Genomic DNA, 22,402 nt, shown 5'->3' on the forward strand with positions numbered 1-22,402 from the left:
AGTTCATCATTGCCGATTGCGCCAGCAACTGTTTTCAAATCTGTCCGGGGGAGTCTGAATCCTGCACGAGGAGACGACCATGCGCATTTCACCTTCCCTGTACGGCGTTCTGCTAGCCGCATTGATTGGACTCGGCGGTTGCGCCATGCCGGACAAGCCGAAGCCAGCCACGTCTTCGCTATATGAACGGCTTGGTGGCATGCAGGCAATTACCGCGGTCGTCGACGATTTTGTTGGAAATGTTGCTGCCGACACGCGCATCAATGCGAAGTTCGCCACGGCCAATATTCCGCGCCTGAAGACTAGACTGGTTGAACAGATTTGTGCTGGCGCAGGGGGGCCATGCACTTACTCCGGGCGTGACATGAGGACCGCCCACGCCGGCATGGGCATCACCAATGCCGAGTTCGATGCGCTGGTGGAAGACCTGGTGAAGTCGCTCACCAAATTCAAGGTTCCGCCTCAGGAACAGAAAGAACTGCTCGGCATGCTAGGGCCAATGAGGAAGGACATCGTCTCTCGATAGCCCTGCTTTCCCTCAGCCTCGCGTCGGCCCGCCAACGACCGGGCTGCGACGCGCTCGGCCATGCGCCACCAGCTGCGCGTCACCACCGGCGTGGGCGTGGTGCTGTTCACCGCCAAGTGGAGGCCGGCATTTTGGCGCCATTATTCATGCTTGCCGTCGCGTCCTTTCGTTCAAACCCGGAGGAGATGCGAGTACGGCCATAGTGTTGCTTTCAGATTGTCGCAACAAGTTGTTGAGCGACAAATCTGATTGGGAATATATGAGCCGAGTTCTCATCCAGCAAGAATGGCGTAATTTCACATCAAGACCTCCAGATCCCCATTTGTAGAAAAACATACAGATGGAGGGTTCCTTTTATCTTTCGAAAATCACTCCTCAAAATAATTCAATACGGATGATGCCACCGGTAATGCATATTTGCGGCTCATAGACGAGAGCTGCACTTGCTCTTGCCCGAATAACGAAAAACAAACGCCCCCGGGAGGACCATCGTGGCTAGACATCTGGTCTACGCGTCGCTGATTGCCGCTTCTGCCCTGAATTGCAAGGTTCACGCCGCCTGCGTGACGACGACAGGCACCGGCGACCCGTACAACCCGGCCTCCGGCGAGACCGTGACCTGCAACAGCGGCGCGCCCAACCCCGACCCGCAGCGGATCGACGCCGTGGCAGGCAGCAGCAACGTGAACGTCGCCGTGGACCAGAGTGCGGCGCTCAACGTCGCCGGTGCCGATGCGGTCCGCCTGCGCAACGCCAGTACGCTGTCCAACGCCGGCCAGATCACCGCCGCAGCCGGGTTCGCCGGGGTATCGCTGGCCGGCGACGGCAACACGCTGGCCAATACCGGCACGATTAGCGGCGGCACTGGCGTGCTCGGCGTCGGCAGCGGCAACGCGGTGGTCAACCGCGGCCAGGTCACCGGCACGGCTGGCCCCGGCGTGTCGCTGAGCGGCGGCGACAGCAGCCTGGTCAACAGCGGCAATATCCAGGGCAGCGGCGCTAATGCCGTGCAGTTCGGTGCGGGCGCGGACAGCTTCACCATGGAGGGCGGCAGGATCGAGGGTGCCGTCAGCCAGGGCGATGGCCGCAACCGCGCCGTCATCTCCGATGGCGTCATCACGGGTGCGGTGGCACAGGGCGCCATGTCCGACGATTTCCGCATGACCGGCGGCCAGATCGGCTCGCTGCAGCAGGGCGATACCCGCGACACCTTCTTCATGTCGGGCGGCACCATCGTGGGCGCGTTCGAAGACGGCGACGTCGCGACCATGACCGGCGGCACCATCGGCCGCGTCGACATGAAGCTGGACAACAACATCTTCGACATGTCAGGCGGCACCATCCGCGGCAACCTGGTGGCGGGTTTTGGCAACGACACCATCCTCCTGTCCGGCGGCGTGATCGGGGGCAACATCAGCGTCAGCGGCGGCACCGACAGCCTCACCATCACCGGCGGGCGGCTCGAAGGCTCGGCGCTGCTGAGCTTCGGCAGCGACACGCTGACATGGGACGGCGGCGGCACCGTGCTGGGCCGCATCGACATGGGCCCGGACAACGACACCGCCACGCTGCGCAATCTGGATGCTGCAAAGCTGGCGCCGACGGCCACCTTCGACGGCGGCCTGGGCGCGGATGCGCTGACGCTGGACAACGCGCAGGCCGGCGGCGTGGCGCGCTTTGTCAACTGGGAATCGATGGCGCTGCAGCGCGGCTCCGGCCTGTCGATGGACGGCGACCTGGTGCTCGGCGACAGCGGCACCGGTACGGGCGCGCTGACGCTCGATGCCACCAGCTCGCTGAAGGCAGTGCCGGGCACGGCGGCGGCCATCCGCGCCATCACCGCCGGGCAGCTTGCCAGCGTGACCAATGCCGGCACCATCGACCTCACCGGCGGCAGCGCCGCCAACCGGCTCACTATCGCCGGCAACTACACCGGCAACGGCGGCACGCTGAAGGTGGATGCGGTGCTGGCCGGCGACGGCGCTGCGGCCGACCGGCTGATCGTGTCGCAGGGGCGCATCGGCGGCCAGTCGCTGCTGTCGGTCAACAATGTGGGCGGCGGCGGGGCGGAGACTGTTGCAGACGGCATCATGGTGGTGCAGGCCACCAACGGCGCGACCAGTGATGCCGCCGCGTTCAGCATGCCGCAGACGGTCAAGGCTGGCCCGTACCAGTACTTCCTGTACAAGGGCGGCGTCAGCAGCGGATCGCAGGACAACTGGTACCTGCGCTCGACCGTCCCGGTGGTGACCGCGCAGCAGCCGATACCGCAGCAGGCCCCCGGCGCGCCGGTGGTGCTGCCCTCCGCGATCGTGCTGGCGCAACCGCAGGACGCGCCGTTGCAAGTGCCGATCTACCGCGCCGAGGTGGCGGTGCAAAGCGCAGTGGTGGCTACGTCGCGTCAGCTGGCGATCACCACCCTTGACACCTTCCACCAGCGCCAGGGCGAGCAGTCGTTGCTGACCGGCAAGGGCGCCTGGACCGGTGCCTGGGGCCGGGTCTTCGGCGAAAGCACCGACAACCGCTACAGCGGTGACGCCGCGCCGCAGTTCGACGGCCACATCGCGGGCTTCCAACTGGGGCAGGATCTCTACACCTGGCAGCGCGACAGCCAGCACCAGGACCGCGTCGGCGTGCTCGCCAGCTATGCGCGGGCCAAGGGCGATGTGCGCGGCTTTACGCTGGCGCAGTCCGGCCTGCTCAGCGGCTCGCTGGATATCGACGGCTACAGCCTGGGCGCTTACTGGACCCACGTGGGCCCCACCAACTGGTACACCGACGCCGTGGCCATGGTCACCTGGCTGTCCGCCGACATGAAGTCGCGCGACGGCATGGACAGCAGCACCCGCGGCACCGCTACCACGCTGTCGCTGGAAGGCGGCTATCCGCTGGCGCTCGGCAGCGGGCTGACGCTGGAGCCGCAGGCGCAGCTCATTGCCCAGTTCGTGTCGATGAATGGCTTCAACGACGGCGCGGCGCAAGTCAGTTTCAATGAATCGAACGCCTACGTGGGCCGGCTTGGTCTGCGGCTGAAGCGCACCTTCGACTCCGGCGGCCGCCTGGTGGAGCCCTACCTGCGCGTCAACCTGTGGCGCGAGTTCTCCGGTACTGACGAGACCGTGTACAACGGTGCGGCTGCCGTGCCCACGCGCTTCGGCTCGACCTCGCTGCAGTTCGGCCTGGGCGTGGCGGCCCGCGTGCAGGAGCGCGTCAGCCTGTATGCCGAGGTGGATTACCTGACCGATGTGTCGGGCGACTACCGCCAGGCATGGACGGGGAATCTTGGCATGCGGATTCGTTGGTAGCTGGTATGAGCGTGCGGGGTGTCCCAAGCTTTGGGAACAGCGTGTGATTGCAATAGCTGAGTCGCGCACGGGGAGGCGGCAGGCAAGTTGCTGTTGCCGTCCGATGCCATATCAGTTCACCAACTCCCACAGTTCGAGAGGTGAATGTGGAAACAATTTCTGACAGGGAATGGCGCCGGCCGACTTCCCTGAACGGCAGAAGACTCTGACTTTCCGCATAAGTGCCGCCGCGGCGATCGCGCCGGGCGTATGCACCAACGCTGGCGCCCCCCGCGGCTCGCCCTAGTGCATAGCGTGTAGACGCCGCCAGCCTCAGGCGACAGGCCGAGCAGCATGTAAACGCATGGCAGCACTCGCCTGTCCGCACATACCCTCGGTTGACGGGATAATTTATGTGCGTAAAATCCAATTCACAAATATGAATAAAGGCAGGTGCCAGCCATGGCTGGCCATGCCGGTGCCGGCTTCCGACAACCGCCGTCCAGGAGACAACCCGATGAAACCGAACTCGCGCCGCCGCCTGATGCTGTGCGCCGCCATGCTGGGCGCGATGCCCGCGCTGGCCTGGAGTGACACCTATCCCAGCAAGCCCATCCGCATGGTGGTGCCGTTTGCGCCAGGCGGGGCCACCGATGTGGTGGCGCGGCTGATTTCGCAGAAGCTGGGCGAAGCGCTCAAGCAGTCGGTGGTGGTGGAAAACCGCCCGGGCGCCAACGGCATCATCGGCACGGACATCGTGGCGCGCGCGGCGCCGGACGGCTACACGCTGCTGCTGAACAGCGCCGGCGCGCAGACCCTCAGCCCGGTGCTGTACAAGGCGGGCTATGAGCCGCTGAAGAGCTTTGCGCCGATCTCGCAGATCAGCAATATCGGCTTCGTGATGGTGGTCCATCCGTCGGTGCCGGCCAAGACCGTGCAGGAGTTCGTAGCGCTGGCCAAGTCCAAGACCAAGCCGCTGAGCCTGTCGGCCGGCAGCAGCATGATTGAGCTGATCGGTGCCACCTTCAAGTCCGCGGCGGGCACGCCGGACGTCGTCAGCGTGTCTTACCGCGGCACCGGGCCGCAGATGCAGGCGGTGGTGGCGGGCGAGGTCGACATGACCATCGACCCGTTCAACGGCATGGCGATGATCAAGGCCGGCAAGCTGCGCCCGCTGGCGGTGTTCGCGTCCAAGCGCTCGCCCGCGCTGCCGGACGTGCCGACCATGCATGAGGCCGGCTATGACGGCATGGCCTTCAATTCCTGGGCGGGGCTGCTGGCACCGGCTGGCACGCCCAAGGAAATCGTCACGCGGCTGAACCAGGAGGTGAACCGCATCCTGGCGCAGCCCGAGATCAAGCAGCGCCTGGCAGCGATCGACTATGAGGTGGTGGGCGGCACGCCGGAGCAGTTCGCCGCGACCATTGCCGAGGATGCGGCAAGGTGGGCGAAGATCGTCAAGGATACGAACTACAAGGCGGGTTCCTGAGCAATCAGGCTGGTGCAGGCGTCGCCTGCCGCACCAGCCAGCTGCGGAACGCGCGCGCCGCGGCCGGTTCCATCCGGTCGCGCGGCCACACCGCGTAGTAGCCGCCGCCCAGGCTGGCGCTGGCCTCGCTGGCGCGCACCAGCAGGCCTTCGCGCAGGCACGCGTCGATCATATGGCGCCAGCCCAGCACGATGCCCTGACCTTCCATGGCCAGCTGCAGCAGGATCGGGTACTGGTTGGAGGTCAGCACGTTGCGCAGCGTGGCATCGGGCAGGCCCTGGTTGGCCAGCCAGGTCTGCCAGGACATCCACTGGCGCTGGCCGTCGTCGAGCATCAGCAGCGTTTCATTGGCCAGCGCGGCCGGGGCCAGCGTGCGGCCGTTCAGATAGCCCGGCGCGCACACCGGGAACACTTCCTCGCCATACAGCCGTCGCGCCGCCAGTCCGGGCGGCGGGCCCTCGCGCAGGTAGTACATGGCGATATCGAACTCCGCCGGCGACAGTGACGCCAGGCTGTCGTTGACGGTCAGGCGCAGCTGGATTTCGGGGTGCGCCTCGCGAAACGAGGCCAGCCGCGGCGTCAGCCACAGCACCGCCACGCCGCTGGAGCACGCCACCGTCAGGGCGGTATGGCTGCGCACCTTCATCACGTCTTCGGTCGCTTCGGCGCAGCCCACCAGCAGGCGCTGCACCACCTCGGCATAGCGCTGGCCGCTGACGGTCAGGCGCAGCGCGCGCGGTTCGCGGATAAAGAGCTTGCGCCCGAGAAAGTCTTCCAGCTGGGCCACCTGGCGGCTGATCGCGCTTTGGGTCAGGTGCAGTTCGGCCGCGGCGCGGGTGAAGCTGCCGTGGCGCATCGCGGCTTCAAACGCGACCAGGTTGGGCAGGGGCGGGAGCGGGGAAATGCGCATGGGGGCTTCCGGTCAGAGAAGCCCCCATGATAGACCGCGGGCGCGGGCCAGCGGGTGGGGCGCGCCGCCCGGATCAGCCGGCGCGGCGGTGGATGCGGCCGGCCTGCATCACCACGCTCAGGCGCTCGCCCTGGCCGGCGATCAGGCCGATATCGGCCAGCGGGTTGCCGTCGACCAGCAGCAGGTCGGCCAGCGCACCGGCGCGCACGGTGCCAAGCTCGCCTTCGCGCTGCAGGATGGCGGCGGCGATCGAGGTGGCCGAGCGGATCGCTTCCAGGTTGCCGAGCAGCTCGGCGCGGATGCGGAACTCTTCGGACTGGTGGTCGTGCATCTCGCCCAGCAGGTCCGAGCCATAGCCCATCGGCACGCCGGCATCGGCATAGATGCGCAGCGAGTCGCGGCCGGCCTGGCGCACGGTCTCGATCTTGGCCACGGAGTCGGCCGGCAGGCCCAGGCGGGCGCCGTCGCGCGCGAGCGCGTCGTAGGTGACCAGCGTCGGCACCACGAAGGCGCCGTGTCTGCGCATCTCGTCGGCGGCGGCGCGGTCGACCAGGTTGCCGTGCTCGATGGTGCGCACGCCGCAGCGCACCGCGCGCGTGATGGCGCGGCCGGTGTAGGCGTGGGCCATCACATAAGTCTGTGCGGCTTCGGCTTCGGCCACGATTGCGCGGATCTCGTCTTCGCTGTACTGGGTGTTGCCGATCGGGTCGGTGGGCGAGGCCACGCCGCCCGAGGCCATGATCTTGATCTGGCTGGCGCCCTTCTGGATTTCTTCGCGCACGGCCAGCCGCACCGCGTCGACGCCGTCCACCACGCGCGCGATGGCGCCGGCGCGGAAGGCGCACGAACAGGGTTCCAGCACGTCAGAGCGCGGGCGGAAATCACCATGGCCGCCGGTCTGCGACAGCGCCTTGCCCGACGCAAAGATGCGCGGTCCCGGCACCAGCCCGGTGGCAACGGCCTGCGACAGGCCCCAGTCGGCGCCGCCGGCATCGCGCACGGTGGTGAAGCCGCGCTCCAGCATGCGCTGCATGATCGGCAGCGCGCGGATCGCTACCAGCACGTTGGGCTGCACCGCATTCAGGCCGAGGTTGGCCAGCGAGGCCAGCACATGCACGTGGCAGTCGATCAGGCCGGGCATCACGGTCTTGCCGCGCGCGTCGATGTGCTGTGCGTTGGGGGCATCGATGGCCGGGCCGACCGCGGCAATGCGCTCGCCTTCAACCAGCACGTCGTGGCCGCGCAGCAGCTCGCCCGTGCCGGGTTCGAGCACATCGCCGCCGTGGAAAAGGATCTGGGGACTCTGGGACATGTCAGCGTTGTTGCAGGTAGGAAGGTTCGCGCACGAAGCGGGTGCCGACCAGGCTGATGGCGGCGGCGATCATCACGTAGATGGCCGGGGCCATGCTGCTGCCGGTGGTGGCGATCAGCCAGGTGATGATGAACGAGGCAAAGCCGCCGAAGATCGTCACCGCGAAGTTGTAGGCCACCGACAGGCCGGTCGACAGCACGCGCGCCGGGAACAGTTCGGAGAACGCCGCCAGGATCGGGCCGGTATAGGTGGCGATCAGCACGCCGAACACCAGCTGGAATACCAGCAGCGAAGCCAGGCCGGGCGCATGGTTGATATACGCGAACATCGGCCAGGCCAGCACCAGGATCAGCAGCGCCGAGCCGCTCAGCAGCACGCGCCGGCCGATGCGGTCTGCCAGCAGGCCCACCAGCGGCGCGAACACCATGATGGCGCTGCCGCCCGCCATGCCGGCGATAAAGCCATCGGCCTGCGGCACCTTCAGCACCTTGACGGCGTAGGTCGGCATGTAGAACAGCAGCACGTAGGTGCACACCGTCCACAGGATTACCATCGAGAAGCTGGCCAGGGTTTCGCGCGGGTAGGCCTGCACGATTTCCTTGAGCGGTGAATCGGCGCGCTCGGCGTTGTCGCGGAAGGTCGGGGTTTCATCGAGGTGGTGGCGGATGTAGTAGCCCACCGGGCCGATCACGATGCCCAGCAGGAACGGCAGGCGCCAGCCCCAGCTGTTGAGCGCCTCGGTGCTCAGCGAACTGGTGACGTAGGTGCCCACCGCCGCGCCCAGCAGCACGGCCACGCCGATGCTGGCCTGGATCCAGCTGGAGTAGTAGGCACGCTGGCGCGCCGGGGCATACTCGGTCAGGAAGGCGGTGGCGCCGCCCATCTCGCCGCCGGCGGAGAAGCCCTGCATCAGGCGCGCCACCACGATCAGCAGCGGGGCGAAGATGCCGATCTGGTCGTATGTGGGCGCAATGCCGATCAGCGTGGTGCCGAGCGCCATCAGCAGGATGGTCAGCGACAGTGCCGCCTTGCGGCCCACGCGGTCGGCGTAGATGCCCAGCACGATGCCGCCCACCGGGCGCATGAAGAAGCCCACGCCGAAGGTGGCCACGGCCAGCAGCAGCGAGCTGAGGTCGTCGCCGGTGGGGAAGAACAGCTTCGCGATGATGACCGCGAAGAAGCTGTAGACGGTGAAATCGAACCATTCCAGGCCATTGCCGATCACCGTGGCGATGATGGCGCGGCGGCGCTGGCTGGGCTGGATGGCGGGCGCCGCTGGGCCTGCCGGTGTGTAGGGTGCGCTCGTTGGCGCAGCGCTGTTTTGCATGGGTGCTTCCTCCTCTGTGGCAGCTGCCGGGGGCAAGAGCCGGTGTCGTCTCAGCCGGCCTGGCAGATGGTGCAGCCGATGTTAGGAGAAGGCGGGGCGCAGACGGTAGCGATATCTCCGCATGAATGCATGCGCGTGGCGCATGGCTCGGGTTGACCGTGTTGCCGGCCTGCCGTTACACTGCGCCCCGTTCTTATCAGCGGAGTTATCCGTGGACAGTTGTCCCAGTCATTCTCGCGGAAGGGAAGTTTCTCAGGCCGTCGGGGTGCGCTGAGCCACTGCAGTCTTTCGCTGCAGTGATGGCATCGCGCCCTGCAGCGTCCCCCGTGGCCAGGTGCAAGCCTGTGCCCGCCGGTGCCGTTCTTCCCTTCCTGTCCTTCAATGTCTTGTCATGGCCTGCGCGTATGGTTGGCGGCCATGTGGCGGTATTTGCCAGGAGGGTTGCCATGGTGTGGCACCAGTTCTTCGTGCGTCTGGCCGCTGTGGCCATCGTGGCCGCGGCCTGCCGGCCGGCGCTTGCGGCCCGGCCGCTGATCACTGACGATGCCCGCATTGTCGATCCCAAGTCCTGCCAGCTGGAATCGTGGATGCAGTTCCAGTCCGGCGGCAATGAACTGTGGGCGCTGCCGGGTTGCAACCCCACCGGCAATCTGGAGCTGACGCTGGGCGGGTCGCTGCAGCGGATCGATGGCGGGCTGGATGCCACCAATGTGCAGTTCCAGGCCAAGACGCTGCTGAAGCCGCTGGAGACCAACGGTTACGGCATTGCGCTGTCCGGCGGCCTTATCCATCATCCCAATGCCGAGCAACGCAAGCTGTTCGGCAACCTGTATCTCAACGTGCCGGTGTCGGTCTCGTTTGCCGACGACCGCTTCGTCGCGCACCTGAACGTGGGCGCCAACCGCGACACCGAGAACAACCAGACGCGCATGACATGGGGCGCAGGCACGGAGACGGAACTGCATCCGCGCGTGTTCCTGATCGCCGAGGCCTTCGGCGAGAACCGCGGCAAGCCGTCGTTCCAGGCGGGATTCCGTTTCTGGGTGGTGCAGGACCGCGTGCAGGTCGATACCACCTACGGCAACGTGTTCGGCGGCGGTACCGGTGCGCGCTTCTTTACGATCGGGCTGCGGCTGCTGTCGCCGGCGTTCCTGCCGTAGCGGCAAGCGTGCCGGCCATGTCAGCGGACGTTAGTGGAAAGCAAGCTCAAGCTCCACGCCGCTGTAGTCAACGCGCGGAGCAAGCCTGCGGCGCGGCCCTTGTTCGAAGTGAATCAGGCCGTAGCCCTCCATCGTGCGGAGTGTCCGCGACAGGTTCGACACGGCGCGTCCGGTTTTCTGCGAGAGCTCTTCGAGCGATTCGGGATTCGTTTCCGCGATCAGCGCAAGCAATTGGCGATTGGCTGGGGACAGGACCTTTGCCAGCACGTCCAGCGATTGAAACCAGACCTTGGGCTCATCCTTTCCGGGCTTGAGTTTGCCGCGGGCGATGGCCATGGTGCGGGCCTTGAAGTCTTCCAGTGAGGCGATGCCAATCTTGAGGTTGCCGCTCATCATTCACTCCTTTTGCTGCAGGATCTTGTCGACCTCTGTCCAGAAATCTTCCAGCAACGTGGAAGCATCCTGGTAGTCGTAGAATCGAATGCCCGCCGCCATGTGCTGGTGGTCGTATTCAATGCGCGTCCGCACTCCTGGCCCGGATCCCTCATTGATGCCGTGCGCATTGTCAAAGCCAAGCAAACGGCAGCCAATCCTGTCATGCAGTGTCAGCGAATACCTCAGTCCGTGAGGGCGTTCCTGCGAGACAGGGCAGGTGCGCACCACGATTTTCACCCAATGCAAGCTCTCGTCATCTATGACGAAGCGGAGTCCATCCAGGTCCAACAGTGTGTCGAGGCTACGGTCGCGCATAGCGATGCTATCACAGTGTGATAAGTATGGCGAGCCCGACCGCTTTGCATAGTTTCGTATGCCCATAGGGCGGCAGAATAACGTTGCCTGTGGCCAAGGCTCGTCTGGCTAGCACAGCACTTTGCCACCGACAATGTAGCGAGGAGGTTACTTTCTCGAAATCTGGTGCATATTCAGAGCTTTCCCAAACGGCTTTCCTTGGCCCTTCAAACAGCCAGCAGTTCTTCCACTTCCTCGCGCCGTGGCGGATACGCGCCGGCCCGGGTCGCGGCAATGGCCGCCGCCGCGGCAGCCAGCCGCGCCTGTGCGGCAAGGTCGCGCGCCGCGCCGGACAGCACGCCGGCCATCCAGCCGCCCATCGCCGCATCGCCACAGCCGACGGTGTCGGCCACATCAACTGCGAGCGCGGGCTGCTCGACGACAACACTGCCCTTGAGCAACGTCATGCCATGCGCGCCGCGCGTCAGCATGACGGTTGCATCGGGCGCCATGGCGCGTACCTGCGCCAGTGCTGCGTTGGTGTCGAGCGCGGGAAAGAGCCCGGCCAGGTCTTCGTCCGAGATCTTGACGTAGCTGGCCAGCCGCAGCATGTGTGCGAGGACGTTGGCGTAGCCCGGCGCGCGCATCAGGTCCCGGAAGTTGGGGTCGAAGGCAATGCGCTTGCCCGCGGTTGCGGCCAGCGTGGCTTCTTCACACAGCCGTGCCGCCAGCGGCTGGCGCACCAGGCTGATGGAGCCGAAGTGGATCACCTCTGCCACGTGGCGCCAGCCCTCTGGCAAGCGGACCGGATCGAAATGCAGGTCCGCGCTGTCGTCCCCGACAAAGAAATACTGCGGCGGATGGCGTGACGCGACAAAGGCCAGGAACGGCGAGCGCGCCACCCGCTGCAGGAAGCGGCTGTCCAAGCCGGCGTCAGCGCTGGCCTGCGCCAGGTCATCGCCGAACAGGTCCTGGCTGACGGCGCCGGCAAAGGCGGTCGCAATGCCCAGCCGGGCGCCCACGCGCGCCACGTTCCAGCAAGAGCCGCCGGGCAGGCCCAGCCAGCTGCCGTCGGCCTGTCGGACCATGTCGGTCAGGGCTTCGCCGAACACGACATAGCGGGGAAGGGGCGTGGACATCGGAGTCTCCTGTGTTGTCTGCCGCGCGTTAGCTTGCGGCCGTTGCCCGCACTGCCTGGGCGCGGCGGATCAGTGCGGCGGTCGAGGCATCATGCGCGGCGGCGCCGGCCGTGCCTTCCAGTTCGCGCTGGATCGGCGCGGCCAGCTTCTTGCCGAGTTCCACGCCCCACTGGTCAAACGAATTGATCTGCCACAGCGCACCCTGCACGAAGGTGCGGTGTTCCGACAGCGCCAGCAGCGCACCCAGGTGGTACGGGTCCAGCCGCTGCAGCAGCAGCGTATTGCTGGGCCGGTTGCCCTCGAATACCAGGTGCGGCACCAGCGCTTCGTCGCGCACGCCTTCGGCGCGCACTTCGTCGGCGGTGCGCCCGCGCAGCAGCGCTTCGCCCTGCGCAAAGCAGTTGGCCAGCAGCTTGGTATGGTGGCCGGGCAAGTCGCTCACGGGTTCCAGCGTGGCGATGAAGTCTACTGGAACCAGCTGCGAGCCCTGGTGCATCATCTGGAAGTAGGCGTGCTGGCCGTTGGTGCCGGTGGTGCCCCACACCACCGCGGCCGAGCCCGCATCGAGCGCGCCGCCGTCAAGCCGCACGGACTTGCCGTTGCTCTCCATTTCCAGTTGCTGAAGGAAGGCCGGCAGCAGTTCCAGCGGCTCGCAGTAGGGCGCCACGCAGCGGCTGCCGGCACCGAGGAAGCTGCGGTACCAGACATCGAGCAGGCCCAGGATCATCGGCAGGTTGCGCTCGGGCGGTGCGCTGGCGAAATGCAGGTCCATCGCGCGCGCGCCGTCCAGCAATTGGCGGAAGCGCCCGAAGCCGATGGCCACGGCGATCGACAACCCCACCGCCGACCACAGCGAGAAGCGCCCGCCCACCCAGTCCCAGAACGGGAACATATTGGCCGGGTCGATGCCGAATTCGGCCACCGCATCGCGGTTGGTCGACACCGCCACGAAATGCCGCGCCAGTCCGGCGCGGGTCACGCCTTGCTGCAGGAACCAGTCGCGCGCGGTGCAGGCGTTGGCCATGGTCTCCAGCGTGGTGAAGGTCTTGGAGCAGACGATCACCAGTGTGGTGGCGGCATCCAGCCCGGACAGCGTGCGTGCCAGATCGCTGCCGTCGACATTGGCGACAAAGTGCATGCGCGGACCGGTGGTTTGCGCATCGCCCAGCGCGCGGCAGACCATGCGCGGGCCCAGGTCCGAGCCGCCGATGCCGATATTGACGATGTCGGTGATCGCGCGGCCATCGAAGCCGGTCCAGGCGCCACTGCGCACCGCGCCGGCAAAGCGCTCGATCTGTGCCAACACCGCGGCGACGTCCGCGCCCACGGGCACGCCGAGCGCGCGATAGCCATCCTCCGGATAGGCACGCAGCGCGATATGCAGTGCGGCGCGGTGCTCGGTGGTGTTGACCGGTTCGCCGCCGAACATGGCGTCGCGCCGCTCGGCCACGCGTGCCTGGCCAGCCAGGGTGAACAGCAACGCCAGCGTTTCGTCGGTGATGCGGTTCTTGGCGTAGTCCAGTGTCAGGCCGCAGGCTTCGGCGCTGAAGCGCTCGGCGCGCAGCGGGCCGCGCGGGCCGTCGAACCAGTCGCGCATATGGGTGCCGCGCAGGGTGTCGGCGTGCGCGCGCAGGGCTTGCCAGGCGGGTAGGGAAGTGGTCATGTCGGATACTCCGCGATACGTGTGCTACATCTCTTCATGCCAGGCCATGCCGTCTCGCGACAGCAGGGCACTGGAGGCCGCCGGGCCCCAGGTGCCGGCGGTGTAAGGCTTGGGCGGCGTGGGCGAGTTCTCCCACGTCTTCAGGATGGGCGCGACCCAGCGCCACGCCTGCACCTGCTCATCGCGCCGCACGAACAGGCCCAGCCGGCCGCGGATCACGTCGAGCAGCAGGCGCTCGTACGCGCCCACGCGCCGTACACGTGGGGCGGCAGTGTTCAGCTGCAGGTCGAGGGACGCGGGAATCAGCGCCTGCGTGTCGCCCGGCTGCTTGGTCAGGAAATACAGCCGGATGCTTTCCTCGGGCTGCAGCGTGATCACCAGCCGGTTGCCGGACATGATCCCCAGCGGGTGCGGGAACAGCGGGTAGGGCACGTCGTGGAAATGGATCACGATCTCCGCCACGCGCGACTGCATGCGCTTGCCGGTGCGCAGGTAGAACGGCACCCCGGCCCAGCGCCAGTTGGCGATCTCGGCGCGGATGGCAACGAAGGTCTCGGTGCGGCTGTCGGGCGCGATGCCGGGTTCACTGGCATAGCCGGGCACCGGGTCGCCGCCCGCGGCGCCACGGGAGTACTGGCCACGCACCACCTTCTCGGCAACGTCTTCCGGCAGGATCGGCCGCAGCGCCTTCAGGATCTTGAGCTTCTCGTCGCGGATGGCGTCTTCCGACAGGCTCGTGGGCGGCTCCATCGCGACCATGCACAGCAACTGCAGCAGGTGGTTCTGCACCATGTCGCGCAGCGCGCCGATGCCGTCGTAGAAGTTGCCGCGGCGCTCCACGCCCAGCTCTTCGGCGATGGTGATCTGCACCTGGCGCACCCATTCGCGCCGCCACAGCGGCTCGAACAGTACGTTGCCAAAGCGCACCGCCATCAGGTTCTGCACCGACTCCTTGCCCAGGTAGTGGTCGATCCGGTAGATCTGGTCCTCGGCAAAGTGCCGCGCCACTTCGGCGTTGATGGCCTCGGACGAGGCCAGGTCGTGCCCGAGCGGTTTTTCCAGCACGATGCGGCTGCACTGGCCGGTCAGGCCCACGCGCGCCAGCTGCTCGCAGATGGTGACGAACAGGTGCGGGGCCGTGGCCAGGTAGAACACCACCACCGGCGCCGCGCGCGCATTGACCAGCTCGGCCAGCGCATCGAAGCCGGCATCGGCGTTGGCATCGACCTGCAGGTACACGATGCGGTCGAGAAAACCCTGCCACGCTGCGGCCGCGGCGTTGCCGGCCAGCGCTGGCAGTACTTCGTCGTTTAGCATCGCCAGGTAGGCGTCATGCGACAGCGGCTGGCTGCCCAATGCCAGGATGCGCCCGCGCGGATGCAGCGAACCGGCGGCGTGGGCATCGAACAGCGCCGGCAGCAGCTTGCGCCGCGCCAGGTCGCCGGTGGCGCCGAACAGTACGAAATCGAACTCCGGGGCAGGTTCAGGTGCCGGAGCGCCGGCAGGGGGTCTAGCCATCATGGATCAGCAAATAGAAAGGAGGGTGGAGGGACCGGCCGTGCCGCTTACCGCGGCGCGGCCCAGCCCTTGTACTGGCCGACATTGGCACGCGTCACCAGCGTGGACGGCAGCAGCACGGTCGGGTTGGGCGGGCGCTGGCCGTTCATCATGCCCACGCCCAGTTGCACAGCGGTGCGGGCAATGGCCCACGGGTCCTGGCTGGCCGAGGCCTGCACCAGCGTGTCGGCCTTCAGTGCCGCCTCGATGTCAGGCGCGCCGTCGACCGAGGCAATCACGATGCCGCGGCGGTTGAGCTGGCGCGCGGCCAGGTCCGCGCCCACGGCCTGCGGGTCGTTGATGGTGAAGACCGCATCCACCTTGGGAAAGCGCGTCAGGTACAGCTGCATTACGTTCAGCCCGCCTTCGCGGGAGCCCTTGGCATCCTGGTCGTCGGACAGGATGCGGATATCGGGGTGGCGCGCCAGCACGGTCTTGCAACCCTTGACCCGGTCCAGCACCGCCGATACGGGCGGGCCGTTCTGGATGATGACGTTGCCGCGGCCCTTGAGCCGGTCGGCGATAAAGCCGCAGGCGAGTTCGCCGGCCTGGGTGTTGTCGGTCTGCACGGTGGCATCGGCGCCGGCGGCGGCCACATCGACCGCCACCACCACGATGCCGGCCTTGCGCGCCTTGCGTACCGCCGGCTCGATGGCGCGGGCGTCGGCGGCGTTGATCAGGATCAGGTCGACGCCGGCGACGATAAAGCTGTCGATGTGCATGAACTGCTTGTTCAGGTCGTAGTCCGCCGACAGCACGGTGACCTTTGCCTTCGGGTTGGCCTGCAGGGCCGCGGCCTCGGCACCGCGGGCCAGTGCGACAAAATACGGGTTGCCCAGCGAGCCCAGGGTCACGCCGACCTTCTTGAGCGGGCGCTGCACGGACTGGACATCTGAAGCCGGCGCGGTCTGCGCGGGCGCTTGTGCCAGGGCCGGCACCGCGCACAGCGCTGCCAGCGCGCTCGCGGCAAGGGCTTTGAGGATGGGTTGGATCACGGTCTGTCTCCTGTGCGGCCGCAGCTCAGGTACGGGCCGAGCCCTTCTGCCGATAGCGGTCGAGCGCGACCGCGCCGATGATCACCAGGCCCTTGATGATGTATTGCCAGATATCCGACACGCCCAGCAGGATCAGCCCGTTGGACAGCACCGCGATGATCAGCGCCCCCACCAGCGTGCCGGCAATCGATCCCACCCCGCCGACAAAGCTGGTGCCGCCCAGGATCACCGCGGCGATCGCATCCAGCTCATAGGACTGCCCCAGCTGCAGCCCGTTGGCCGCATACAGCCGCGACGCCGACATCACGCCGCCCAGCCCCGACAGCACGCCCGACACCGCATAGACGAACAGCAGCACCACCCACACCTTGATGCCCGACAGGCGCGCCGCCTCGGCATTGCCGCCGACCGCGTAGATCTGCAGCCCCAGCACTGTGCGGCGCAGCACCAGCCACGACACCGCGACCACCGCAACGGCAATCACCACCAGCCAGGGAGTGCCCAGCAGGTCGCCGTTGCCGATAAAGGCGAACGAGATATCGGGGTTGTAGACCGTGCTGTCGTTGCCGACCAGCCGCGCCAGCCCGCGCACCGCGGTCAGGCTGCCCAGCGTCACGATGAACGGCGGCAGCTTCATGAAGGCGATCAGCGCGCCGTTGACCAGTCCGAACAGCAACCCGCACAGCAGTGCTGCCGGCACGCTCAGCGCCGCCAGTTGCGGCATCAGCGAGACCAGCATCGCCACCACGGCCGACACCGACAGGATCGATCCCACCGACAGGTCGATGCCGCCGGTCAGGATCACGAAGGTCATGCCCGCGGCCAGCACCAGGTTGATCGACGCCTGCTGGGCGATGATCGACAGGTTCTGCAGGCTGGCGAAGTTCTCGGTCAGCAGCGTGAAGCCGAGGCAGAGCAGCACCAGCACCGGCAGCATGCCGAGCGCGCGCAGGCGTTCCTGCGTGGTGGCACGGCCGGTGGCGTGGCCCACCGGCGCGGAAGCCTGGGCGGTGACGCCATGGGCCGTGGATGAGAGGGGATTGCGCATAAGTGTCTCCTGATGCTGCGAGGCGGGATGCCGCCCCGGTGCGGCCGTTCTGTGCCGGCCTGTTCGGGAATTCAGCGGTTCAGTGCAGGACCGGGGGCGGTTGCTCGCCGGCGCCGGTCGCCAGCGCAATGATCCGTTCCTGCATGGCGGCGGCATCGGCGCAGCCCGGCACTTCGCCGGCCAGCTCGCCTTCGCGCATCACCAGGACGCGGTCGCACAGGCCGACCACCTCGGGCAGTTCGCTGGAAATCATCAGCACCGCCACGCCGGAGCGCGCCAGCTCGTTGATGAGCCGGTAGATCTCGGCCTTGGCGCCGATATCCACGCCACGCGTAGGCTCGTCCAGGATCAGCACGCGCGGCCGGGTTTCCAGCAGCCGCGACAGCATCACCTTCTGCTGGTTGCCGCCGGACAGCGATCCCACGTTGACTTGCGGGTGCGCCACGCGGATGCCGAGCGAGCGGATCGCCGCGGCGGTGCGCTGGCGCGCGCTGGCGCGGTTCAGGCGCCCGCCGCGCAGCGCATCGCGCGCGGCCACGATCAGGTTGATGTTCTCGTGCACGCTCTGGTCCAGGAACAGGCCCTGCAGCTTGCGGTCTTCGGTCAGGTAGGCAATGCCGGCATCGATCGCCTGGCGCGGGCCGGTGACGGCCAGCGGCGTGCCGGCCACGAACACGGCGCCATCGGTGCGGGCATCGGCGCCGAAGACCAGCCGCGCCAGCTCGGTGCGCCCGGCGCCCACCAGCCCGGCCAGGCCCAGCACTTCGCCGGCGCGCAGGTCGAAGCTGCAGCCGCGCACGCGCCGGCCATCGGACATATTGCGCACCGACAGCATGATCTCGCCCGGCGCGGCCTCGCCATGGGTCTTGGTGTAGAAGCCGGACAGGTCGCGCCCGACCATCATCTTGACCAGCGCCGCCTGCGTCAGAACCTCACGCGTGAGCGTGCCGACAAAGCAGCCGTCGCGCAGCACGGTGACGCGGTCGGCCAGCTCATCGATTTCCGCCATGCGGTGGCTGATATAGATGATGGCCATGCCTTCGGCGCGCAGCTGGCGGATCAGCGCGAACAGGCGGTCGGTCTCGCGGGTGGACAGCGGCGTGGTGGGCTCGTCCATCACCAGGATGCGGGTCTCGAAATGCACCGCGCGCGCGATCTCCACCAGCTGGCGCTGCGCGATCGACAGCGTATGCACCGGCGTCTGCGGCGTGAAGTCCGCGCCCAGCCGGGCCAGCGTGGCCTCGCAGGCGCGCGCCATGGCGGTGCGGTCGACCATGCCGCGGTGGTGCAGGTGGCGGCCCAGGTAGATGTTCTCGGCCACGCTCAGGTTGGGCGCCAGGCTCAGCTCCTGGTAGATCACGGCCACGCCGTGGGCGCGCGCCGTGGCCGGGCCGTCGATGGCCACCGGCTTGCCGTCGATGCGGCACTCGCCGCCCGGGTCGGCGATATAGGCGCCGGACAGGATCTTCATCAGCGTGGATTTGCCGGCGCCATTCTCGCCCATCAGGGCATGGACTTCGCCGGCGTAGACGGTCAGCTCCATGTTGCTGAGCGCCTTCACGCCGGGGAAGGTCTTGGAGATATTGCGCAGTTCAAGCAGCGGCGCTGGGCCCGCATGGCCGCCATGCAGGTGTGCTGGCATGGGCGAGGTACGCGGTGCTTCAGACAATGGCATGGCTGGCCTCCGGAACGATGGCAGACGCACCCCGTAGCAGCTCGGCGCGTGGCGAGAAGTTCATGAACATCGGCAGCGACGCGGCACCCACCGCGCCGGCGTTGGCGCCAAAGCAGCCGCGCACCACGGTGGCGGGCGCGCGGGCTTCGGGGGCGCTTTCATCCAGCGCCTGCTGCAGGCGCGCGATCAGCGTGGCGACCAGGCCGCCGTCGATATCGGCATCGAAGATCACCAGCGGCACGTCGAGCACGGCGAGGGCGGACTGCAGCGCCGGCGCCAGCGCATCGACGCAGTCGGCAATCCATTCCTCGACCGCGGGGTGGCCCAGCTCTACCTGGCGCTGCAGGTCGGCATGGCCGTTGACCACCACGCCGTGGTGGCGCAGGTGGCGGGTCAGGGCGTTGAGCGACGCGCGCGAGATCAGGATGTCGCGCCGCTTGCCGGTGCCGGTGGCAACCGGCGCGGAGGGCAGGGTGCTGGGCGGCACCGGGATCATCGCGATATCGCCGGCATTGCCGGAGACACCGCGCACGCAGTCGCCATTGAGCACCACGCCGCCGCCGATGGCGGGGCCAAGGAAGACATAGAGGAAATGCTGGGCATGGTGGCGCCCGTAGAACAGCTCGGCCACCGCGGCGGCGGTGCCGTCGTTCTCGCCGAAGACCGGCAAGCCGGTGGCGGCGTTGAGCATTGCCGGGAAGTCAGCCTGGTCCCAGGCGCGGAAGCTTGCCTGGAAGGCTTCGCCCTGCACGTCCAGCTCGCGCAGCCAGGCACCCAGGTTATAGGGCTGCGCCACGCCGATGCCCAGCAGGCGCTTCTGTTCGGCGGGGGTGAGCAGGGCGCGCAGCTCGGCAATATCGTGCCGCACCATTTCCAGCGCCTGGTCAGGGTGGGGCAGGACCAGCTGGTGGGCGCGGCTGGCCAGGATATGGCCGGCAAAGTCCACCATCACCACCTCGATGCTGCCGCGGTCCAGCCGCACGCCAATGCCGAAGGCGCCCTTGGGCTGCAGCCGGATCAGGCTGGCGGGCTGGCCGCGCTGGCCTTCCGTGCGGCGTCCGGACTGCTCGACCAGGCCTTCCTCGGACAGGGTCTGCACGATGCTGCCCACCGCCGTATTGGTCAGTTGCGCCATGCGCGCCAGGTCAGCCTTGGAGGCCTCGCCGGCACGGCGCAGCGCCAGCAGCAGCGCACGTTCGTTGTACAGGCGCAGGCTGGCGGAATTCACGCCACGGCCCGCTTTGGATGCGGTCATCTTGTCTCCGTCCGCTATTAATTAATTCACGTTGAATTAAATGATATGCGAGCACAGAACTCAACCGCGGGGAAACCCGGAGGGCGGATGCGACGCCTGGGTGTCAGGTGATGGTGAGGCCACTGCCGTGGCTCGGAAGGAAGAAGGTAGCGGCGGTCCGCCCGCAGGAGGACCGCCCGGGGCGTTGCGGGGGGCGGGCTTATTGTTTGGACATCTGCATGGTGAAGTACCCGCCGGTCCCGGTGCTGGCGGCCATCACCAGCGTGCGTGCATAGCGCGTGCTGCTGCTCACGATGATGCTGCCGTCGGCCGGCATCAGGCGGATCGCGGCAAAGCCGTTGTGCGGCACGCCGGTCGACAGCGCGCAGCCGGTGCTGCCCGCCTGCATGGAGTTTTCGGCTACGATCCTGACCGCATACAGGTTCTTGGCCGATCCCGGGGTGGCAAGCGTTGCCGTGCCCTGCAGGTCGCAAATGCGGGTGCCGCTGGTATAGGTACCGGTGACGTTGCCCGCGTCATCGATCTGCATGGCAAAGCCGTCTTGCTTCCAGTTGCCGGCGATGGCAGCCTGGTCCACGGCTAGCGCGTTGGACGGATCATAGGTACCGGATAGCAAATTGATAGGGTTGCCTGGCGTGGCGACGAAATTGCCGTCAAAGCGCTGCCCCGGGGTAATGGTGCCGGCCCCGGTGGCCGGGTAGGCAAAGCCGGTTTCGTACAGCGTGCCGGGGCCCAGCGTCCAGGCCGAGCCAGAAAACTGGAACGCGCCTGCCAGCACGCCCGTCAGTCTCGCGTGCACGAACTTCCCGCTGTTGTCGACCAGCGTGGCGTTCATGAGGCCGACCCAGAGACCTTCGCTGCCATTGCCGACCGCTGCCGTCGAGCCCGGTTGCGGTGCGCTCAGGCTCGGCGGCAGCTCGCCAGTGGGCGCAGGTTGCGGTGCTGCTTCGGGCGAGGGCTCAGGCTTTGGTGTAGGCGCCGGTGCCGGATTATTTTCGGACGGTGGCGTTTGTGCCGCCGGTGTGGTCGTTGCGTCGTCCGCGCCGCCGCCACAGGCGGCCAGCAGCGCGATGGCCGACAGCAGGGCTGCCGGCATTGCTATTTTTCTCATTGGATTTCACCTCCGGATTGTGGGAAAGGTCTGGCTGTCCCGTTGCATACGGGCGTCGGGCAGATCCCACTACGGAATGGTTGCGTCGGGCGACGCGGTGGGAAATGCCGACCGGCCAAAGCTATCGATCCGGGGTCGGCAGGTAAATCAGACGGATCTGAAATACGGGGGAGAAATTGCCTGTGTGAAATGTCCGAGGGCAGTGACTGCAGGCGGCCGCGCGTGCGGCGGCCGCCTTCGGCAGCGTCAATCCGGTAACGCCCCCGCCTGCCGCAGCGCCGCGCGCGCAATCTCCATGCGCGCCTTGGCGTGTTCGGGCCGCACCAGGTCGAGATTGAGCGCAAACAGGTAGTCGTCGTCGCCACGCTCAACCCAGCCCACCAGCCACCCCACTGCGGGCTTGGCCGAATCGGCCCAGCCGGTCTTGGCATGCAGGGTGTAGCCGGCGGTGCGCTCCATCACCGTGATGTCGTCCACGGCCTTGAAGGTGGTTGGCGAGAACGGCAGCGTACGCTGTACCACGCCCTTCAGGAAGTCGATCTGCTGGTAGGCGGAGATCTGCAGCGTGCCGTTCAGCCAGAAGCGGTCGACCTGGCCGGAGCTGTTGGCATTGCCATAGTGCGATGCGGTCAGGTAGCGCTGGTAGGCCGCGCTGCCAACCCGCCGCGCCAGCGCCTGGTAGGCCGGCACGCAGGAGTTGGGGAAGGCGACGCGCAGCGGCACGTCAGCGTTGCAGGCGTCGGGCAGGACAGCCTTGCCGCCGACCAGCCAGACCTTGCCGTCCCACGGCAGCTTGTCATGGTCGACGTCGGCCACGGCACCGCTCTCCAGGCCGATCATCGAGTTCAGGATCTTGAAGGTCGACGCCGGCGAGTACTGCGTGGCCGCACGCGGCTTGTTGTAGGTCAGCATGCGGTCGCGCCGCAGGTCGTAGATCACCATGGTGCCGGTGGTATCGGCCTGGCGGAACAGCGCCGCGGCATCCAGCGGGACTTCTTTCGGTGCCGCCAGGGCGGGCAGGGTGGAGGCAAGCAGGCCGAAGCCGATCGCCATCGGTGTCAGCAGACGAGCAAGATGTCTGTTCATGGCCTTGCAGAAGAGTTGAGGGGATGGCAATCCGGGCCCGGACCGTGGTGCGCAGCATAGGAGAGCGTCCGGATAAGGCCAACCGCGCTGGCTGTAACTTGCGTAACATGACGGGCGCCACCAGCGCTTTTCACTC

The 22,402-nt window shown here is 67.2% G+C and carries 18 protein-coding genes; 4 read left to right on the forward strand and 14 right to left on the reverse strand.

What is annotated here, in order from left to right; all coding sequences use genetic code 11:
• Positions 1-79 precede the first annotated feature (79 nt).
• From AC3WVS_RS00865 to AC3WVS_RS00875, 3 genes are all read left to right on the forward strand, one after another.
• Positions 80-526 carry a group I truncated hemoglobin gene (locus tag AC3WVS_RS00865; protein WP_492316965.1) on the forward strand — a complete coding sequence of 149 codons (447 nt, stop codon included), beginning with the start codon at positions 80-82 and terminating at the stop codon, positions 524-526.
• 491 nt (positions 527-1,017) lie between these two features.
• Positions 1,018-3,831: an autotransporter family protein gene (locus AC3WVS_RS00870; protein WP_492316966.1), complete on the forward strand. Its 2,814-nt coding sequence runs from the start codon at positions 1,018-1,020 to the stop codon at positions 3,829-3,831.
• A gap of 496 nt (positions 3,832-4,327) precedes the next feature.
• Positions 4,328-5,299 carry a Bug family tripartite tricarboxylate transporter substrate binding protein gene (locus AC3WVS_RS00875; protein WP_492316967.1) on the forward strand — a complete coding sequence of 324 codons (972 nt, stop codon included), beginning with the start codon at positions 4,328-4,330 and terminating at the stop codon, positions 5,297-5,299.
• 4 nt (positions 5,300-5,303) lie between these two features.
• Here the strand turns inward: AC3WVS_RS00875 and AC3WVS_RS00880 are convergent, their stop codons facing one another.
• From AC3WVS_RS00880 to AC3WVS_RS00890, 3 genes are all read right to left on the reverse strand, one after another.
• Positions 5,304-6,209 (reverse strand): LysR substrate-binding domain-containing protein, encoded by a 906-nt coding sequence (locus AC3WVS_RS00880; protein ID WP_492316968.1) that lies wholly within the window; start codon positions 6,207-6,209, stop codon positions 5,304-5,306.
• 73 nt (positions 6,210-6,282) lie between these two features.
• On the reverse strand, positions 6,283-7,521 hold the full coding sequence (locus AC3WVS_RS00885; protein ID WP_492316969.1) for a metal-dependent hydrolase family protein: 1,239 nt from the start codon (positions 7,519-7,521) through the stop codon (positions 6,283-6,285).
• Position 7,522: 1 nt separating this feature from the next.
• Positions 7,523-8,848 carry an MFS transporter gene (locus AC3WVS_RS00890; RefSeq protein WP_492316970.1) on the reverse strand — a complete coding sequence of 442 codons (1,326 nt, stop codon included), beginning with the start codon at positions 8,846-8,848 and terminating at the stop codon, positions 7,523-7,525.
• Positions 8,849-9,294: 446 nt separating this feature from the next.
• Here AC3WVS_RS00890 and AC3WVS_RS00895 point away from each other — a divergent pair, with 446 nt between their 5' ends.
• Positions 9,295-10,008, forward strand: a complete 714-nt coding sequence (locus AC3WVS_RS00895) for a PA4824 family protein (protein ID WP_492316971.1) — start codon at positions 9,295-9,297, stop codon at positions 10,006-10,008.
• 30 nt (positions 10,009-10,038) lie between these two features.
• Here the strand turns inward: AC3WVS_RS00895 and AC3WVS_RS00900 are convergent, their stop codons facing one another.
• The 11 genes from AC3WVS_RS00900 to blaOXA all read right to left on the reverse strand — a co-directional run bounded on the left by AC3WVS_RS00900 (position 10,039) and on the right by blaOXA (position 22,266).
• A complete protein-coding gene (locus tag AC3WVS_RS00900) occupies positions 10,039-10,401 on the reverse strand; it encodes an HVO_A0114 family putative DNA-binding protein (RefSeq protein WP_013953158.1) in 363 nt (120 codons plus the stop codon).
• A 3-nt stretch (positions 10,402-10,404) separates the two neighbouring features.
• Positions 10,405-10,758, reverse strand: coding sequence for a toxin-antitoxin system TumE family protein (locus AC3WVS_RS00905; protein WP_492316972.1), 354 nt, complete (start codon positions 10,756-10,758; stop codon positions 10,405-10,407).
• A gap of 206 nt (positions 10,759-10,964) precedes the next feature.
• Positions 10,965-11,876 carry a carbohydrate kinase family protein gene (locus tag AC3WVS_RS00910; RefSeq protein ID WP_492316973.1) on the reverse strand — a complete coding sequence of 304 codons (912 nt, stop codon included), beginning with the start codon at positions 11,874-11,876 and terminating at the stop codon, positions 10,965-10,967.
• Between the two features lie 28 nt (positions 11,877-11,904).
• Positions 11,905-13,539 carry a glucose-6-phosphate isomerase gene (gene pgi / locus AC3WVS_RS00915; protein ID WP_492316974.1) on the reverse strand — a complete coding sequence of 545 codons (1,635 nt, stop codon included), beginning with the start codon at positions 13,537-13,539 and terminating at the stop codon, positions 11,905-11,907.
• Between the two features lie 24 nt (positions 13,540-13,563).
• Positions 13,564-15,060 (reverse strand): glucose-6-phosphate dehydrogenase, encoded by a 1,497-nt coding sequence (gene zwf / locus AC3WVS_RS00920; RefSeq protein WP_492316975.1) that lies wholly within the window; start codon positions 15,058-15,060, stop codon positions 13,564-13,566.
• Positions 15,061-15,104: 44 nt separating this feature from the next.
• Positions 15,105-16,091: an ABC transporter substrate-binding protein gene (locus tag AC3WVS_RS00925; RefSeq protein WP_010814485.1), complete on the reverse strand. Its 987-nt coding sequence runs from the start codon at positions 16,089-16,091 to the stop codon at positions 15,105-15,107.
• A gap of 25 nt (positions 16,092-16,116) precedes the next feature.
• Positions 16,117-17,139, reverse strand: a complete 1,023-nt coding sequence (locus AC3WVS_RS00930) for an ABC transporter permease subunit (protein WP_492316976.1) — start codon at positions 17,137-17,139, stop codon at positions 16,117-16,119.
• Between the two features lie 79 nt (positions 17,140-17,218).
• The gene (locus tag AC3WVS_RS00935; protein WP_492317176.1) at positions 17,219-18,781 is read right to left on the reverse strand and encodes a sugar ABC transporter ATP-binding protein; all 1,563 of its coding nucleotides are present in this window, start codon (positions 18,779-18,781) and stop codon (positions 17,219-17,221) included.
• Between the two features lie 19 nt (positions 18,782-18,800).
• The gene (locus AC3WVS_RS00940) at positions 18,801-20,069 is read right to left on the reverse strand and encodes an ROK family protein (RefSeq protein ID WP_492316977.1); all 1,269 of its coding nucleotides are present in this window, start codon (positions 20,067-20,069) and stop codon (positions 18,801-18,803) included.
• Positions 20,070-20,268: 199 nt separating this feature from the next.
• On the reverse strand, positions 20,269-21,180 hold the full coding sequence (locus AC3WVS_RS00945; protein ID WP_492316978.1) for a hypothetical protein: 912 nt from the start codon (positions 21,178-21,180) through the stop codon (positions 20,269-20,271).
• A gap of 246 nt (positions 21,181-21,426) precedes the next feature.
• The gene (gene blaOXA / locus AC3WVS_RS00950) at positions 21,427-22,266 is read right to left on the reverse strand and encodes an OXA-1206 family carbapenem-hydrolyzing class D beta-lactamase (RefSeq protein ID WP_492316979.1); all 840 of its coding nucleotides are present in this window, start codon (positions 22,264-22,266) and stop codon (positions 21,427-21,429) included.
• Between the last annotated feature and the right edge of the window lie 136 nt (positions 22,267-22,402).

Source organism: Cupriavidus sp. CPT47-8839-RL05A (assembly GCF_058792255.1).